The 14,853-nt window shown below is 62.5% G+C and carries 17 protein-coding genes; 12 read left to right on the top strand and 5 right to left on the bottom strand.

Going from position 1 to position 14,853, the window contains the following annotated elements; translation table 11 throughout:
• Positions 1 to 10: 10 nt before the first annotated feature.
• The 4 genes from IQ25_RS00580 (at position 11) to IQ25_RS00595 (ending at position 5,029) form a co-directional block, all read left to right on the top strand.
• The gene (locus IQ25_RS00580) at positions 11 to 466 is read left to right on the top strand and encodes a GatB/YqeY domain-containing protein (protein WP_144901226.1); all 456 of its coding nucleotides are present in this window, start codon (positions 11 to 13) and stop codon (positions 464 to 466) included.
• Positions 467 to 473: 7 nt separating this feature from the next.
• The gene (gene dnaG / locus IQ25_RS00585) at positions 474 to 2,339 is read left to right on the top strand and encodes a DNA primase (protein ID WP_144901228.1); all 1,866 of its coding nucleotides are present in this window, start codon (positions 474 to 476) and stop codon (positions 2,337 to 2,339) included.
• 64 nt (positions 2,340 to 2,403) lie between these two features.
• Positions 2,404 to 4,410 (top strand): RNA polymerase sigma factor RpoD, encoded by a 2,007-nt coding sequence (gene rpoD, locus IQ25_RS00590; protein WP_144901230.1) that lies wholly within the window; start codon positions 2,404 to 2,406, stop codon positions 4,408 to 4,410.
• Between the two features lie 13 nt (positions 4,411 to 4,423).
• Entirely contained in the window at positions 4,424 to 5,029 is a 606-nt protein-coding gene (locus IQ25_RS00595; protein WP_144901232.1) for a DUF2059 domain-containing protein, read from the top strand.
• Positions 5,030 to 5,038: 9 nt separating this feature from the next.
• Here the strand turns inward: IQ25_RS00595 and IQ25_RS00600 are convergent, their stop codons facing one another.
• Together IQ25_RS00600 and IQ25_RS00605 are read right to left on the bottom strand one after the other, a co-directional pair.
• A complete protein-coding gene (locus tag IQ25_RS00600; protein ID WP_144901234.1) occupies positions 5,039 to 5,494 on the bottom strand; it encodes a DUF3237 domain-containing protein in 456 nt (151 codons plus the stop codon).
• On the bottom strand, positions 5,491 to 6,783 hold the full coding sequence (locus IQ25_RS00605) for a flavin-dependent oxidoreductase (RefSeq protein ID WP_144901236.1): 1,293 nt from the start codon (positions 6,781 to 6,783) through the stop codon (positions 5,491 to 5,493). Before IQ25_RS00605 ends, IQ25_RS00600 begins: the two co-directional genes overlap by 4 nt.
• A 202-nt stretch (positions 6,784 to 6,985) precedes the next feature.
• Here IQ25_RS00605 and rpiB point away from each other — a divergent pair, with 202 nt between their 5' ends.
• From rpiB to IQ25_RS00630, 5 genes are all read left to right on the top strand, one after another.
• Positions 6,986 to 7,423: a ribose 5-phosphate isomerase B gene (rpiB, locus tag IQ25_RS00610; RefSeq protein WP_144901238.1), complete on the top strand. Its 438-nt coding sequence runs from the start codon at positions 6,986 to 6,988 to the stop codon at positions 7,421 to 7,423.
• A 14-nt stretch (positions 7,424 to 7,437) separates the two neighbouring features.
• Positions 7,438 to 8,748: a serine hydroxymethyltransferase gene (glyA, locus tag IQ25_RS00615; protein ID WP_144901240.1), complete on the top strand. Its 1,311-nt coding sequence runs from the start codon at positions 7,438 to 7,440 to the stop codon at positions 8,746 to 8,748.
• 4 nt (positions 8,749 to 8,752) lie between these two features.
• The gene (locus tag IQ25_RS00620) at positions 8,753 to 8,959 is read left to right on the top strand and encodes a hypothetical protein (RefSeq protein WP_144901242.1); all 207 of its coding nucleotides are present in this window, start codon (positions 8,753 to 8,755) and stop codon (positions 8,957 to 8,959) included.
• Positions 8,960 to 8,963: 4 nt separating this feature from the next.
• Positions 8,964 to 9,428 (top strand): transcriptional regulator NrdR, encoded by a 465-nt coding sequence (nrdR, locus tag IQ25_RS00625; RefSeq protein ID WP_144901244.1) that lies wholly within the window; start codon positions 8,964 to 8,966, stop codon positions 9,426 to 9,428.
• Positions 9,429 to 9,514: 86 nt separating this feature from the next.
• Positions 9,515 to 10,183, top strand: coding sequence for an RNA methyltransferase (locus tag IQ25_RS00630; protein WP_246415450.1), 669 nt, complete (start codon positions 9,515 to 9,517; stop codon positions 10,181 to 10,183).
• Positions 10,184 to 10,187: 4 nt separating this feature from the next.
• Here IQ25_RS00630 and IQ25_RS00635 read toward each other — a convergent pair whose 3' ends face one another.
• Positions 10,188 to 10,493, bottom strand: a complete 306-nt coding sequence (locus IQ25_RS00635) for a chorismate mutase family protein (RefSeq protein ID WP_144901248.1) — start codon at positions 10,491 to 10,493, stop codon at positions 10,188 to 10,190.
• Positions 10,494 to 10,698: 205 nt separating this feature from the next.
• On the opposite strand from IQ25_RS00635, the gene rpsD reads away from it, so the two are divergent.
• Together rpsD and IQ25_RS00645 are read left to right on the top strand one after the other, a co-directional pair.
• Positions 10,699 to 11,310, top strand: a complete 612-nt coding sequence (rpsD, locus tag IQ25_RS00640; RefSeq protein ID WP_144901250.1) for a 30S ribosomal protein S4 — start codon at positions 10,699 to 10,701, stop codon at positions 11,308 to 11,310.
• 148 nt (positions 11,311 to 11,458) lie between these two features.
• Positions 11,459 to 11,656, top strand: coding sequence for a hypothetical protein (locus tag IQ25_RS00645; RefSeq protein WP_144901252.1), 198 nt, complete (start codon positions 11,459 to 11,461; stop codon positions 11,654 to 11,656).
• Here IQ25_RS00645 and tgt read toward each other — a convergent pair.
• Positions 11,653 to 12,777 carry a tRNA guanosine(34) transglycosylase Tgt gene (tgt, locus tag IQ25_RS00650; protein WP_144901254.1) on the bottom strand — a complete coding sequence of 375 codons (1,125 nt, stop codon included), beginning with the start codon at positions 12,775 to 12,777 and terminating at the stop codon, positions 11,653 to 11,655. The two genes, IQ25_RS00645 and tgt, sit on opposite strands and share 4 nt — an antisense overlap.
• Before the next feature lie 63 nt (positions 12,778 to 12,840).
• Here tgt and IQ25_RS00655 point away from each other — a divergent pair, with 63 nt between their 5' ends.
• Positions 12,841 to 13,608, top strand: a complete 768-nt coding sequence (locus IQ25_RS00655; protein WP_144901256.1) for a TSUP family transporter — start codon at positions 12,841 to 12,843, stop codon at positions 13,606 to 13,608.
• On the opposite strand, the gene IQ25_RS00660 is transcribed toward IQ25_RS00655, so the two are convergent.
• Positions 13,605 to 14,795, bottom strand: a complete 1,191-nt coding sequence (locus IQ25_RS00660; RefSeq protein ID WP_144901258.1) for a cytochrome P450 — start codon at positions 14,793 to 14,795, stop codon at positions 13,605 to 13,607. The genes IQ25_RS00655 and IQ25_RS00660 overlap by 4 nt on opposite strands.
• Positions 14,796 to 14,853 lie beyond the last annotated feature (58 nt).

Consider the following 14,853-nt stretch of genomic DNA (forward strand, 5'->3'; position numbering starts at 1 on the left):
ATACGATTACATGATCCGCGACACCATCAAGGCCGCGCAGATTTCTGCCATGAAGGCGGGCGACAAGCCCCGCCTCGCCGCCGTCCGCCTTATCCTCGCCAAGCTGAAGGACAAGGATATCGAGTTGCGCACCGCCTCGGCCGTGCCGGACGACGACGTGCTCGTCACCGACGTGCTGCAGAAGATGGCCAAGCAGCGCCGCGAATCGATCACGCTCTACGAACAGGGCGGCAGGCAGGAACTGGCCGACGTCGAGAAAGCCGAGCTCGCCGTGATCGAGGAATTCCTGCCACAACAGATGGGCGAAGATGACGTTAAGGCCGCCATCGCCGCGCTTATCGCCGAAACCGGCGCTGCGGGGATGAAGGACATGGGCCGAGTCGTGGCGGCGCTGAAGGCGAAGCACGGCACCCAGCTCGACATGAGCAAGGCGAGCGGGCTGGTGAAGGCGGCGCTTTCGGCCTGATCGGACGATGGCCCTCACCCCGCAGTGGCTGGACGAACTCCGCACCCGCATCTCGCTTTCGGGCGTGATCGGGCGGAGCGTTCGTGTGACCAAGGCGGGGCGGGAATTCAAGGCGTGCTGCCCGTTCCACAACGAAAAGACGCCCAGCTTCACCATCAACGACGAAAAGGGCTTCTACCACTGCTTCGGCTGTGGCGCGCATGGCGACGTCATCCGCTGGATGACCGACCATCAGGGCCTGCCGTTCATGGATGCGGTCAAGGAACTGGCGCTGCAGGCGGGGATGGAAGTTCCTGCCCCCGATCCGCGCGCCGCGCAGAAGGCCGAGCAGCAGAAGTCGCTCCACGACGTGATGCAGGCGGCGCAGGACTTCTTCGTGCGCTGCCTTGGCGAGGAGCGCGGGAGCGAGGCACGGCGCTATCTCGCCTCGCGCGGGTTTCCGGCCAATATCGTCCGCGAATTCGGTTTCGGCTTCGCGCCGGATAGCCGGACCGCCCTGAAAGAGGCGCTATCCAGCTTTCCGGATGAGATGCTGATCGAGGCAGGCCTTCGGATCGTTGTCGAAGGCAAGGAACCCTACGATCGCTTCCGGGGCCGCCTGATGCTGCCGATTCTCGACCCCAGAGGCCGTGTCATCGCATTCGGCGGGCGAATCCTGAGCGCCGAGAAGACCGATGCTCCGAAATACCTGAATTCGCCCGACTCACCATTGTTCGACAAGGGCCGCACGGTTTACAATCTGCACCGCGCAGGCCCCGCATCACGGCAGAACGGGCGCGTGGTCGTTGTCGAGGGCTACATGGACGTGGTGGCACTGGCAGCGGCTGGCATCGGCGAGGCAGTGGCTCCGCTTGGCACCGCGCTGACCGAGCACCAGATCGAGCGGCTGTGGCGGTTGGTCGAGACGCCGACTCTATGCTTCGATGGCGATACCGCTGGCCAGCGCGCCGCGATGCGGGCGATCACCCGCGCCCTGCCCCTGCTCCGCCCCGGCCATTCCCTGCGCATCACTACCCTGCCCGCGGGCATGGACCCCGATGACGTGGTCAAGAAGCAGGGCCCGGCGGCGATGGAAAGCCTGCTGCAGGGCGCACGCAGTCTTGTCGAGGTGTTGTGGGAAGCCGAGCGCGATGCCGCCCCACTCGCCACGCCCGAGGACAAGGCGGGACTCAAGGCGCGGCTGCTCGCGCATTGCGAGACGATCCAGCACCCTGACATCAAATCGCTTTATCGCCGCGAGCTGACTGAGCGGTTCGGCGAACTGGCTTTCGCTCGCAAGGAGCGCGCGCCATTCCAGCCTCGGCAGGGCGGTGGCGGGCAGCGCGGCAAGGGGCAGCCGTGGAAGCCTGCACCAGCCCCGCTGGCTGACCAGGATCGCGCGAAAATGCTGCGGATCGGCACCGGACCAAGCACCGCTCTGCTGGCCGCCGTGCTGACCGGGCTGGTCGGTCATCCGCAGCACATTGGCCGCCATGCTGATTCGCTGGCGCGGCTTCAACCGGACGATCCCGATGCCTCGGCGCTGATCGACGCGCTGCTGGTGGTCGCCGATGCCGGGCAACCGCTTGAAAGCGCAGGTCTTGCCACCATATTGCTTGAACGAGGGCTTCGGCTCCCGTCGGCGCAGGATTACGCCGGAATGCGATTCGGCTTTCTTGCCAGCGGTGGTGATTCGGCGGGCGACGAGCTTTCCGAGGCAGTTGCCCTGCTGGTCGAGCTACCGGCCGTTGAAGAGGCGCTTGGTGAGGCTACCAAACGCCACGAAACGGAGTTTTCCGACGAAAGCTTCGCCGAACAACAGAGATTGTTGCAGCGAAGGCTGGCATTGCTTGCCCGTTTGGGGCAAATGGGCCGTGCTCGTGCTGCGTTATAATTATAGCAATAGGCGCACCCGGGTCTGCCAAGGCCCGGCTCTCAGATGGTGGTACCTGGGTTAAATGGCTTCGAACGACAAGACCGACAATGGCGACGCTCCGCTCATTGATCTCAATGATGCTTCAATCCGGAAGCTGATTGCCCGCGCAAAGCGCCGTGGCATCATCACGGTTGACGAGCTTAACGAAGCGCTGCCCCAGGACCAGATGTCTGCCGACCAGATCGAGGACATCATGGCCGCGATCTCGGAAATGGGCGTCAACATCGTCGAGAGTGACGAAGACGCGGTAGATCCTGAGGAAAAGGCGCAGGACGACGAACTCGACGAGGCAGAAGCCACCGAGGACCGGCCCGACATCATCAAGCGCAAGGAAACGGTCGAGCGGACCGACGACCCCGTGCGCATGTACCTGCGCGAAATGGGTGCAGTCGAACTGCTCAGCCGCGAAGGCGAAATTGCCATCGCCAAGCGCATCGAGGCCGGTCGCGACACGATGATCATGGGGCTGTGCGAAAGCCCGATCACCTTCCACGCGATCATCCAGTGGTCTGACGCGCTCAACGCCGGCGAAATGCAGCTGCGCGAAATCCTCGATCTCGACGCGATGCTTTCGAAGGAACCGCAGCCCGAGAACCTCTCGGAAGACGGCGAGGAAACCGGCGAGCCGGAAATCAGCGAAGCCACTGCAGGTCCGACCTTCAAGGAAGAAGAGGACGTCGAGGAAGAAGTCGCTTCTGATGACGAGGACGACGAACTGCGCGAGCGCCGCGCGCGTCCGGCTGAGGAAGAGGAAGAGGACAACACCCTCAGCCTCGCCCAGATGGAAGCCCAGTTGAAGCCAGCCGCGCTCGAGCGGTTTGCCGAGATCACCTCGCTTTTCCGGGCCTTCGAGAAAATTCAGGCCGAGCGCCTGGATTCGCTTGGCATGGGCAACGACTTCCCGCCGGCCAAGGAAGCGCAGTACCAGAAGCTGCGCGAAGACCTGACGGCGCAGGTGGAATCGGTGCAGTTCCACGCGTCGAAGATCGAATACCTCGTCGACAACCTCTATGCCTTCAACCGTCGCCTGACGACACTTGGCGGCCAGATGCTGCGTCTTGCAGAGCGCCACAAGGTGCCGCGCAAGGACTTCCTCGACATGTATGTCGGGCACGAACTGGACGATGGCTGGCTTCAGGCTCTTGCCACGCGCGACAAGCGCTGGGCTGCCTTTGCCGCCAACGAATCCGTGCCAGTCGAACGCATCCGCGCCGAGATTTCAGACATCGCCTCCGCTACCGGCATGTCACTGGGCGAATTCCGCCGTATCGTGAACATGGTCCAGAAGGGCGAGCGTGAAGCGCGTATCGCCAAGAAGGAAATGGTCGAGGCCAACCTGCGTCTCGTGATCTCGATTGCCAAGAAGTACACCAACCGTGGGCTCCAGTTCCTCGACCTCATTCAGGAAGGCAACATCGGCCTGATGAAAGCGGTCGACAAGTTCGAGTACCGCCGCGGCTACAAGTTCTCGACTTACGCTACTTGGTGGATCAGGCAGGCGATAACCCGCTCGATCGCGGATCAGGCCCGCACGATCCGCATCCCGGTCCACATGATCGAGACGATCAACAAGCTGGTCCGCACCAGCCGCCAGTTCCTGCACGAGCAGGGCCGCGAACCGACGCCGGAAGAGATGGCCGAGCGTCTTTCGATGCCGCTCGAAAAGGTTCGCAAGGTGATGAAGATCGCCAAGGAGCCGATTTCCCTCGAAACCCCGATCGGTGACGAGGAAGATTCGCATCTCGGCGATTTCATCGAGGACAAGAACGCGATCATCCCGGTCGACGCGGCGATCCAGGCGAACCTCAAGGAAACGGTCACCCGTGTCCTTGCCAGCCTTACGCCGCGCGAAGAACGCGTGCTGCGCATGCGCTTCGGCATCGGCATGAATACCGATCACACGCTGGAAGAAGTCGGTCAGCAGTTCTCGGTGACGCGCGAACGTATCCGTCAGATCGAAGCCAAGGCGTTGAGGAAGCTCAAGCACCCGAGCCGGTCGCGGAAAATGCGCTCGTTCCTGGATCAGTGATCCAGCTTCGGCGATGACCTTGTTCAAAGCTTTTTCGATGGTCGGCAGCTTGATGCTGTCGGCCATTGTCGTTTGTGCTCCTGCAAGAGCCGAGCCTGTTGCATCAACTGCGCCATCGTCGGATCAACTCGATCCGGCCAAGGTTGCGGTCGCGCGGCAGATAATCGAAACCGGGTATCCGTTAGAGAAGCGCGAAGCGATCTTCAGCAACGCAATTGACGCTATGGTCGTGCAGATGCGCTCAACGATGATGTCTTCGCTGAAGAATGACCCCGGCGCCGAAAAACTTGTAAACGGCAAGCTCGAAAGTTTCATTTCCGAGAGCAAGCGCATCCTGAACGGCCACATTCCCTCGCTCATGGATGCAATGGCTGAGGCCTATTCCCGCGAATTCTCTCTAGCAGAACTCTCCGAACTCAACACTTTCGCAAATACACCGACGGGCCAGCATTTTTTCCTTCGCAATTCCGCTGTCCTCAGTGATCCGAGCTTTCGCGCAGCTAACGAAGCGTACATGCGTGATCTCATGCCCACGATCGATAAGATGCGGGAAACGATCGTTCGCGATCTTACCGATTACTTCGCGAAGCACCCACCCAAAGCCTCGTCCGGGAGTTGAGAGGTTCGCTCAGTCCACTCGCCAGACTGACAACCGCACCGTACTCCCGACCTTGCCGCCGCGCGCGATGAACAGGGCGCGGTTGACCCAATCGTAGGAAGGGTGGCCGCTTTCCAGCCGGATCGCGGTGCGCATGTAGTATTCGGCCGGGTCCACCTGTTCTCCACCCGCAATCCGCGCATGGACTTCGGCAGAGGCATGACGGATGCCCTGGCTCAGCACTTCGATGACTGCACCATCGTCTGTCTCGATCGCGTAGCGCGCGTCCAGATCGGCAATGCCGCCCGCCAGCACTGTCTGCCAGTCCGCCCCGATGGGCAAGATGCGTCCGGTGAGCAGCGGTCCCTGCGCGGTGCCACCCACGATCGGAATGATCCGCCGCGTGCCTGCTGGGCAGTCGCCCATCTCGTGCGGTCGCGACAGCTCGACGACGAGATCGGTTGCGTGGGTCAGCGCGATGGTCATGCCGGAACCTTCTGCACCCTGGCGCCCGCTGGAATGGTACGCGGCGCGGCGTTGAGCTTGTCCTTCGCAAAGCCTGCCGCCTGCTGGTATGCCAGCATAAATGCGCTGCGCTCCTGCGCCGGGATGACATCGTCGATATTGTCGAACTGCCCGCCGCAGCGCTCGTCCACCATATTGAGCAGTCCGAACGGCCCTGCCCCACGGTTGCGCATGGCGACCTGGCCAATGGGGCCACAGAACTCGGCGTCGAAACGGGCGAGCGCATCGGCCGTGACCCCGCTTTCGAGCATGATCCGGCCGATCTGGCGCGCATCGACAATCGCTTGCGATGCCCCGTTCGAACCGGTCGGATACATCGGATGCGCCGCATCGCCGATCAGGGCGACTGGTCCATCAGCCCAGGTCGGCAGCGGATCGCGGTCGATCATCGGGTTCTCGTAGGCGATGTCGGACTTGGCCAGAAGTTCCGGCAGATTCAGCCAGTCGTAGACGAAACCGTCGAACTCGCGCGCGAACTCCGAGAGTTCGACCGGACGGAACCAGCCGGACTTCGTCCAGTCATGGTCGGTGTCGTAAGTCTGCTCGGCGATCCAGTTGATGTCCGCCAGGCCGTCTGCATCCGGGTGCGAGATCGGGTAGATCACGACGCGATGACGGCTCGTGCCGAGGCCAACGAACGAGGACCCGCTGCGGATCGGCACGCCCTTGGCCGTCCCCCGCCACATGATCGTGCCGCCCCAGTGGATCGGCGGCTGGTCTGGATGCATCTGGGCACGGATGGCCGAATGAATGCCGTCGGCTCCGAACAGCAAGGTTCCGGCCACTTCCTCGACCATACCTGCCCGGTCCTCGACAAGCGCGGTCACGGTGCCATCGGCTTCCTTGCGATACCCGGTGACCCTGCTGCCCAATCGAACCGCTTGAGGCCCCAGCCGCTCGATCACCTTGCGATAGAGCAGCATGTGAAACTCGCCGCGATGGACAGCGTACTGGTGCCATTTGTAGCCTGCCAGCTTTCCGCGTGGCTCGGCATATATCTCGCGGCCGTTCAGCCCGACCAATGCCCATTCGCGCGCAGGGATGCCGACAGCGTCCATCTCGTCCTCCCCGATGCCGAGGTCTTCGAGTTCGCGCACGGCATTGGGCTGAAGGTTTATGCCTACGCCAAGCGGCTTCAGTTCACGCACGGATTCGAACACCGTGCAGGAAACGCCGATCTGGTGGAGCGTCAGCGCGAGTACCAGACCGCCAATGCCGCCACCGGCAATGAGCACGTGTTCCTGCGGCATTCCTAGTCCGTCCCGTCCTGTATCAAACGCCGCGCCCTTACGCGCGGGGAACTTGTGCCGCAACCGCATTGACAATCACAGCTGTTAGGATGAGCCCCATAGGGCAGATTTCGCAGATCGATTTGCGGTGGCTTGTTGCGCTGCAAGCGCTTATGGGCGCGCCAACGAATCCCGTAAAACCGCTGTCGAGACACGATCCCCCATGCGTATCGCCATCGCTTCCGATCATGCCGCCGTCGACCTCAAGGCCGAATTGCGCGAGTATCTGATCGGCCTCGGCCATGAAGTTGCCGACCTCGGTCCCGAGACTGCCGACCGCGTCGATTACCCGGACTATGGCTACAAACTGGCCGGTGTCGTCGCCGAGGGCATTGCCGACTATGGCGTCGCCTTGTGCGGCTCGGGCATCGGCATTTCCATCGCCGTCAACCGCAACGCAGCCTGCCGCTGCGCGCTTGTTTCCGAGCCGCTTTCGGCATCGCTCGCCCGCGAGCACAACGATGCCAACGTGATCGCGATGGGTGCACGCCTGACTGGCGTCGACATGGCCAAGGCCTGCCTCGACGCGTTTCTCGCCACCGATTTCGGCGGAGGCCGCCATGCCGGCCGCGTCGAGAAGCTTTCCAACCCTACCGTTTGAAGGAGCCCCCAGAGATGACCACCGCCACAGCAGCGCAGGAAATCCGCAAAGCCGGCTTCTTCACAGAGCATCTGGAAACGGCAGACGCCGAAGTTTTCGCAGCGGTCAAAGGTGAACTGCACCGACAGCAGACCAAGATCGAGCTGATCGCGTCGGAAAACATCACCAGCCGCGCCGTGCTCGAAGCCACCGGTTCGGTCTTCACCAACAAGTACGCCGAAGGCTATCCCGGCAAGCGCTACTATGGCGGCTGCGAATACGCCGACATCGTCGAGAACCTCGCGATCGATCGCGCCAAGAAGCTGTTCGGCTGCAACTTCGCCAACGTCCAGCCCAATTCGGGCAGCCAGATGAACCAGGCCGTGTTCCTCGCCCTGCTTCAGCCGGGCGACAGCTTCATGGGCCTTGACCTCAATTCGGGCGGCCACCTTACCCACGGCTCGCCAGTCAACATGAGCGGCAAGTGGTTCAACGTCATCCCTTATGGCGTTCGCCCCGACGATCACCTGATCGACATGGACGAAGTTGCCCGCCTAGCGCGCGAGCACAAGCCCAAGCTGATCATCGCCGGCGGCACCGCCTATTCGCGCACCTGGGACTGGGCCGCTTTCCGCGCCATTGCTGACGAAATCGGCGCATGGCTGCTGGTCGACATGTCGCACATCTCTGGCCTCGTCGCCGGCGGCGCGCACCCCTCGCCCTTCCCGCACGCCCACGTGGTCACCACCACCACGCACAAGTCGCTGCGCGGCCCCCGCTCGGGCGTGATCCTCACCAACGACGAGGATCTGGCCAAGAAGTTCAACACGGCCGTGTTCCCCGGCATGCAGGGTGGGCCGCTGGTCCATGTGATCGCGGGCAAGGCCGTCGCCTTTGGTGAAGCGCTGCGCCCCGAATTCAAGGCCTATGCTCACCAGATCGTCAGCAATGCCAAGGCTCTGGCCGAAAGCATCAAGGATGCAGGGCTCGGAATCGTTTCGGGCGGCACCGACAACCACCTCATGCTGGTTGACCTCACGCCCAAGGACGTGACCGGCAAGGCCGCCGAAAAGGGGCTCGATCGCGCCTGGCTCACCTGCAACAAGAACGGCGTTCCCTTCGACAAGCGCTCACCCTTCGTCACCTCGGGCATCCGCCTCGGCACACCTGCCGGCACGACCCGGGGTTTCCGCGAGGAAGAGTTCCGCACCATCGGCAAGCTGATCGTCGAAGTGGTCGACGGCCTTGCGCGCAATGGCGAAGAGGGCGATGGTCAGATCGAACAGCGCGTGCGCGATCGCGTCGCGGAGCTTTGCGCTCAGTTCCCGATCTATCCGGAGCTTTAAGCCAATGAACGACCAGGACGATATTGCCGCCCGCGCCAAGGAGGAGATCTCCGGCATGGCAAAGCAGGGCCTTGCCCACCCGTCGACCAAGCCGGTACTGACCGGCGCCGCGATTGGTGCTGTTGCGGGCGCGCTCCTCCCTGTCGTCTCACTTCCGCTCGGCCTTGCCGTTGGTGCGGGCTTCGCATTCTGGCAGCGGATCAAGCGCTGACAGCATGAGATGCCCGTTCTGCGCCCACGACAATAGCCAGGTAAAGGACAGCCGGCCGAGCGAGGATAACACCTCGATCCGCCGGCGCCGTCAGTGCGAAGGCTGCGGGGCGAGATTTACCACGTTCGAACGCGTCCAATTGCGCGAGGTCGTCGTGGTCAAGAGTGGTGAACGCCGCGAGCCGTTTGACCGCTCCAAGATTGAACAGTCGGTCTCCCTCGCATGCCGCAAGCGACCGGTGTCTCAGGAACGCCTCGATCAATTGGTGTCAGGCATCCAGCGCCAGATCGAAACGATGGGCGATGCAGAAGTGCCGTCAAAGATGATCGGCGAAATGGTCATGGAAGGCCTGCGCCAGCTCGACAGCGTCGCCTACATCCGCTTCGCCAGCGTCTATCGCGACTTCACCGAAGCGCGGGACTTCGAGGAATTCGCCTCAAGCGTTCAGGAAATGAGCGGCCTGACGTGAGCTCCAGCGACAATGCCCAGCGGCAGCCGGTCGTCGTGCTGGTGCGCCCGCAATTGGGCGAGAACATCGGCAAGGCAGCGCGCGCCATGCTCAATTTCGGGCTGACCGAAATGCGGCTGGTCTCGCCACGCGATGGCTGGCCCAATCCTTCGGCGGGCCCCGCTGCGGCCGGTGCCGACATCGTGCTTGAAAAGGCACAGGTCTTCGAAACGCTCGCTGACGCTGTAAGCGACTGCAGCCACGTCTATGCCACCACCGTGCGCAAGCGTGGAGTGACCAAGCCCGTGCTGACGCCCGAACAGGCCGCCAGGGACATCATCGTTGCACCAGGTCGCAGCGCCATCATCTTCGGGCCTGAACGCTCCGGCCTCGAGACCGATGACGTTGCCCTCGCCCGCGCCATCATTACCGTGCCGATCAATCCGGAATTCGGTTCACTGAACCTTGCCCAGGCGGTGATCCTGTGTGCCTACGAATGGTCGAAGCACGTCGACCTGGTGCAGCCTACAGTCGAGGACCTCTTGCCCCCAGCGCCGCAGGAAGAGTTCGAAGGCATGTTCGAACAGCTCTGCACCCTGCTTGAGCCACGTGGCTACTTCGAGCCAGAGGCACGTGCTGCGGCCACCCGCCGCACCTTGCGCACGATGATGACCAAGCCGGGCTGGAACCATCTCGAGGTACGCACGATGCGTGGCGTGTTGAGCGCGCTGCGGCGCAAGCCGGGATCGAAACCCGGCGACGAGCCGCGCAACTGATCAGCTATTCGTTGATGGCGCGATTGCCGCGCTGTGCCTGCATTGCTTCGGAGGCATCGAGCAAGCGGTCCCAGAAATCGGTCACCAGCCCGACTGGGATGCCAAGCTCGAAAGCTTTGCGGCGAATCACCGAGAGTTGCGCCTTGCGTTCTTCCTCATCTCCGACAACGAGCGGATCGGCTGTATCGCGTGACATGCCAAACCGTTGAGAAAGCAGCGCAAGTATCTGCAGGTCGATCGCCTCCACCCCGCTGGAAAGGCTTTCCAGCGACTCGCATTGCTCGGGACGAGGCGGCCTCTCGTGCATCATTGGCGATAGCACTCCAGTTTCGTCGGCCTGTCTATGGCCGGTGCCCTTGACAAAGCCCTAATTGTCTGTTCTTGGCCGCGCTTCGCAATTGGCCTCGCACTCCCGGTGAAGCGGTGGCCGCATTCTGCAAATGGCAGAATGGTGCGGGTCCGGGACTTGAAGCATCGGCGCGTTTGCCGGTGCAATGCAGATTGAAAGGCAGCGCATGTCCAAGCGCAAGGCATCAAAGTACAAAATTGACCGTCGTCTCGGCGAGAACATCTGGGGTCGTCCCAAGTCGTCGGTGAACCGTCGCTCCTATGGTCCGGGCCAGCACGGCCAGCGCCGCAAGAGCAAGGTCTCGGACTTCGGCATCCAGCTCCGCGCCAAGCAGAAGCTCAAGGGCTACTACGGCGACGTGACCGAGAAGCAGTTCAAGCGCACCTACCAGGAAGCGTCGAAGATGAAGGGCGATACCGGTCAGAACCTGATCGGCCTGCTCGAACAGCGCCTCGACATGGTCGTGTACCGCGCCAAGTTCGCGCCGACCATCTTCTCGGCCCGTCAGGTCGTTTCGCACGGTCACATCTACGTCAACGGCGTGAAGTGCAACATCGCCTCGCGTCGCGTTCGCCCCGGCGACGTGATCAGCCTCGGCAAGAAGGCCAAGGAAATGGCCCTCATCGCCGAAGCGCAGACCCTGCCCGAGCGTGAAGTGCCTGACTACGTCGCCGCCGATGGCGACAAGGTCACCTTCACCCGCGTGCCGACGCTTGATGAAGTGCCTTATCCGGTGAAGATGGAACCGAACCTGGTCGTCGAATTCTATTCGCGCTGATCGGTTATCCAACCACTGCAGATCAAGGAAGAGGCGGGGCGCAAGCTCCGCCTTTTTCGCATTTGCAAACAGGGCGTTACGTTTCGTTCTCGCGCCAAAATCTCTCACTTGTCAGGGAACCGACACACGACATGGCCATTGAAACGGCATGTGCCTCTATCGCTTCGTCACCCCGCATCGCACCGGAAAATGGTATCCCGATCTCCTGACTGCGCAACGGCAGGCATTCGCCATCGGCGCTGGATTTCTGGATGAGCGTACCGGCGTTTTCTACGCATATAAACACACGCGAATGGAGACGCAGGAAGCTGTCATGCCTTCAGGTACTGAGGATCTCGCCGCCTAGCGCGCGAAGTAATCCCGCCGGAAATCGGCGGCAAACGCTGCAAACCGGCCTTCGCTGATCGCAGCGCGCATTCCTGCCATCAGTCGTTGGTAGAACCACAGGTTGTGTTCGGTGAGCAGCATAGCGCCAAGCATTTCGCCCGCCTTGTGCAAGTGGTGGAGATAGGCGCGGCTGTACTTGGTGCAGGTCGGACACGGGCACCGTTCGTCCAGCGGCCCGGTATCCTCCGCGTGGCGCGCGTTGCGCATGTTGAGCGGGCCGTTCCAGGTGAAGGCCTGCCCGTTGCGCCCCGAACGCGTCGGCAGGACGCAATCAAACATGTCGACTCCACGCTCCACTGCGCCAACAAGATCGTCGGGCTTGCCGACCCCCATCAAGTAGCGCGGACGGTCCGCAGGCAGTTGTTGCGGAGCGAAGTCGAGTGTGGCGAACATCGCCTCCTGCCCTTCGCCAACCGCAAGGCCGCCAATGGCATACCCGTCGAACCCGATCTCGGTCAGGGCATCGGCACTGTACTTGCGCAGGCCCTCGTCCAGAGCGCCCTGCTGGATGCCGAACAGCGCCGATCGCTCGGCATGTTCACCACCAGCGTCGAAAGCATCGCGGCTGCGTTTGGCCCAGCGCATCGACATTTCCATGGACTTGGCGATGACGTCACGCGATTGGTCCGCACGCGGGCATTCGTCGAAGCACATCACGATGTCGGACCCGAGCAGCCGCTGGATTTCCATCGAGCGCTCGGGGCTGAGCAGGTGGCGCGAACCATCGAGGTGGCTGGCGAAGGTCACGCCTTCCTCGGTGATCTTGCGCAAATCTGACAGGCTCATCACCTGATAACCGCCGCTGTCGGTCAGGATTGGACGGTCCCACCCGCCGAACTTGTGCAAACCGCCCAGACGCGCCACACGTTCCGCGCCGGGGCGCAGCATCAGGTGATAGGTATTGCCGAGGATGATGTCGGCGCCCGAGGCGCGCACGTCCTCCATCTTCATAGCCTTGACCGTAGCGGCCGTACCGACCGGCATGAACGCCGGCGTGCGGATGTCGCCGCGCATCATGCGGATCGTGCCGGTGCGCGCCTTTCCGTCGGTTGCGTGAATATCAAAGGCGAAACGGGTCATTGTGCGGCAATCTCGGCAAAAAAGAATGTTGCGGCCCTTAGGCGCAATCGCCAAAGCGCGCAAATGCTTGACCCCGTACACCTTGATCTCTGGTTCTATCCTGCGCTCACCTGCGTGGCGGTCCTTTCGGGCTTCATCGATGCGGTCGCAGGCGGCGGTGGACTGGTGATGATGCCGGTCCTCCTTTCCACGCCCCTGCCCCCGCATGTGGTTCTGGGCACCAACAAGATCCAGTCGATGTGCGGCACCTCGATGGCCACGTGGCGCTATCACAGGGCTGGACTGTTCAGCTTCCGCAAGAGCGCACCGACGGCTGCCGTGGTCTTTGTTGGGGCGCTCAGTGGATCACTGGCGATCCAGCATCTGAGCGCCGACGTGCTGAAGCTGGTCGTCCCGGTGCTCCTGATCGCAGTCGCCCTTTACACCGTGCTTTCACCGGGCATGACCGACGAGGACCGCCATGGCCACCTGTCCGAGCGCGGCTACATGCCCGTGGGCGCGGGCGTTGCCTTCTACGACGGTTTCTTCGGGCCTGGCGCTGGGCAGTTCTTCGCGACCACGTTGGTCGGCTTTCGCGGCATGGGCCTGACGCGAGCCACGGGCCTGACCAAATATCTCAATGTCACCAGTAACATAGCCAGCGTCATCGTTTTCACCATTGGCGGACAGGCAATGTGGATTCTCGGCCTGTGCATGGGCGCAGGCGCTATGACGGGAGCATGGATCGGCTCGCACTACGCCACCAAGTTTGGCGCCAAGGTGATCCGCCCGCTGCTCGTGGTGGTGAGTATCGGGCTGACGGTGCGGTTGATTTGGGGCTGGTTTTCCTAGGGATTCCAGACCAGTGGCACTGAAGTGCAGGCACCGACATTGCCGCCTTTCATGGTCACGGGCCGTTCGGGATCAAGGCTGACTTCCGGCATCCTAGCCAGCCATTCCTCAAGAAAGACAATCACTTCCATGCGGGCCAGCCCCGCCCCGACGCAGCGATGCGCCCCGACACCCATGGTGGTGTGGCGGATCGGCGTCAGGCCGCGGTCGAAGCGGACCTCTTCGGGGGCAGAAAAGCTTTTCGGATCAAGGTTGTGCAGCACGCTGGGGAGATAGACGAGGTCTCCACTGCGGATGGTGACGCCGTCAATATGGATATCTCCAACTGCATTGCGACTCACGGCAACTGTCGGGTATCTCCGCATCAACTCATCGGCAACTTCGGGCAACTCCCGGGGGTGATCGCGCAGCCATTTCTGGTCGTCGGGATGCCTCGCGAGATGCAGCGCGACCATCCCGATCATCGCCGCAACAGTATCGAGTCCCCCGAACAGGAGATTGCGACACATGCGGCGCGCCTCATCCTCGGTCCAAGGTCGACCGTCCACTGGCTCTGACAGGATGCGGCTGAACAGGTCGTCGCCCGGCTCGGCCATGCGCCTTTCGATGAAGGGCCAGAGGTAGTCGTCGGCGGCCTGCTTGAGTTGCTCGACCGTCATCGAGCCATCGGGGCGCGTCAACTGGACGCCCAATTTACGCAAACGTGGGCGGTCTTCGAGGGGGACGTCGATCAGGGTGAGGAAGATGTTCAGCGGCAGGATTTCCGCGAAGTCGCTGACGAAATCACACTTGCCCAGCGGGCGCAGGCCTTCGATCAGTTCGCGCGCGACCTCGCGCACCTTGGGTTCGAGCGCGACGACGAAGCGTGAGGCGAGGCCTTTCATCACAGGGGTGCGGAAGGCCTTATGCTCCGCGCCGTCCTGCTGGAGCGGAATGAACTGCATGACTTCGCCGAGGCCGGGGGTGACCGCAAGGCACTGATTGGAAAGCCGTTCGGCATCGCCCCAAAGTTCGCGCACCACATCACCGCGCGCTGCAATCCAGTGCCCGCCGTTGGCCGTCGTCCAGACCAGCCCCGGCCCATCGAGCAGGGTCTTCCATGCCGCGAAGTAGTCGCTCTCGACGCCCGGCGGATTGAAGATGTCGAAGTTGACCACGCGGTCGGACGGAACGTGTGCCGGTGTCATGTCCTGCTCCCAGATGTATTTGGGAGAAGGCTACCGGGCACAGGCGATACCGAAACTG

The sequence above is a fragment of the Novosphingobium taihuense genome (assembly GCF_007830315.1).
Taxonomy (GTDB): domain Bacteria; phylum Pseudomonadota; class Alphaproteobacteria; order Sphingomonadales; family Sphingomonadaceae; genus Novosphingobium; species Novosphingobium taihuense.

Coding starts and splice junctions, on each gene's coding strand:
- glyA (WP_144901240.1), top strand. CDS start 7,438: ATGACCACCGCCACAGCAGCGCAGGAAATCCGCAAAGCCGGCTTCTTC.
- nrdR (WP_144901244.1), top strand. CDS start 8,964: ATGAGATGCCCGTTCTGCGCCCACGACAATAGCCAGGTAAAGGACAGC.
- IQ25_RS00645 (WP_144901252.1), top strand. CDS start 11,459: ATGTGCCTCTATCGCTTCGTCACCCCGCATCGCACCGGAAAATGGTAT.
- rpsD (WP_144901250.1), top strand. CDS start 10,699: ATGTCCAAGCGCAAGGCATCAAAGTACAAAATTGACCGTCGTCTCGGC.
- IQ25_RS00635 (WP_144901248.1), bottom strand. CDS start 10,493: ATGATGCACGAGAGGCCGCCTCGTCCCGAGCAATGCGAGTCGCTGGAA.
- dnaG (WP_144901228.1), top strand. CDS start 474: ATGGCCCTCACCCCGCAGTGGCTGGACGAACTCCGCACCCGCATCTCG.
- IQ25_RS00660 (WP_144901258.1), bottom strand. CDS start 14,795: ATGACACCGGCACACGTTCCGTCCGACCGCGTGGTCAACTTCGACATC.
- IQ25_RS00630 (WP_246415450.1), top strand. CDS start 9,515: ATGCTCAATTTCGGGCTGACCGAAATGCGGCTGGTCTCGCCACGCGAT.
- IQ25_RS00600 (WP_144901234.1), bottom strand. CDS start 5,494: ATGACCATCGCGCTGACCCACGCAACCGATCTCGTCGTCGAGCTGTCG.
- IQ25_RS00595 (WP_144901232.1), top strand. CDS start 4,424: ATGACCTTGTTCAAAGCTTTTTCGATGGTCGGCAGCTTGATGCTGTCG.
- IQ25_RS00655 (WP_144901256.1), top strand. CDS start 12,841: ATGCTTGACCCCGTACACCTTGATCTCTGGTTCTATCCTGCGCTCACC.
- tgt (WP_144901254.1), bottom strand. CDS start 12,777: ATGACCCGTTTCGCCTTTGATATTCACGCAACCGACGGAAAGGCGCGC.
- IQ25_RS00580 (WP_144901226.1), top strand. CDS start 11: ATGATCCGCGACACCATCAAGGCCGCGCAGATTTCTGCCATGAAGGCG.
- IQ25_RS00620 (WP_144901242.1), top strand. CDS start 8,753: ATGAACGACCAGGACGATATTGCCGCCCGCGCCAAGGAGGAGATCTCC.
- rpiB (WP_144901238.1), top strand. CDS start 6,986: ATGCGTATCGCCATCGCTTCCGATCATGCCGCCGTCGACCTCAAGGCC.
- rpoD (WP_144901230.1), top strand. CDS start 2,404: ATGGCTTCGAACGACAAGACCGACAATGGCGACGCTCCGCTCATTGAT.
- IQ25_RS00605 (WP_144901236.1), bottom strand. CDS start 6,783: ATGCCGCAGGAACACGTGCTCATTGCCGGTGGCGGCATTGGCGGTCTG.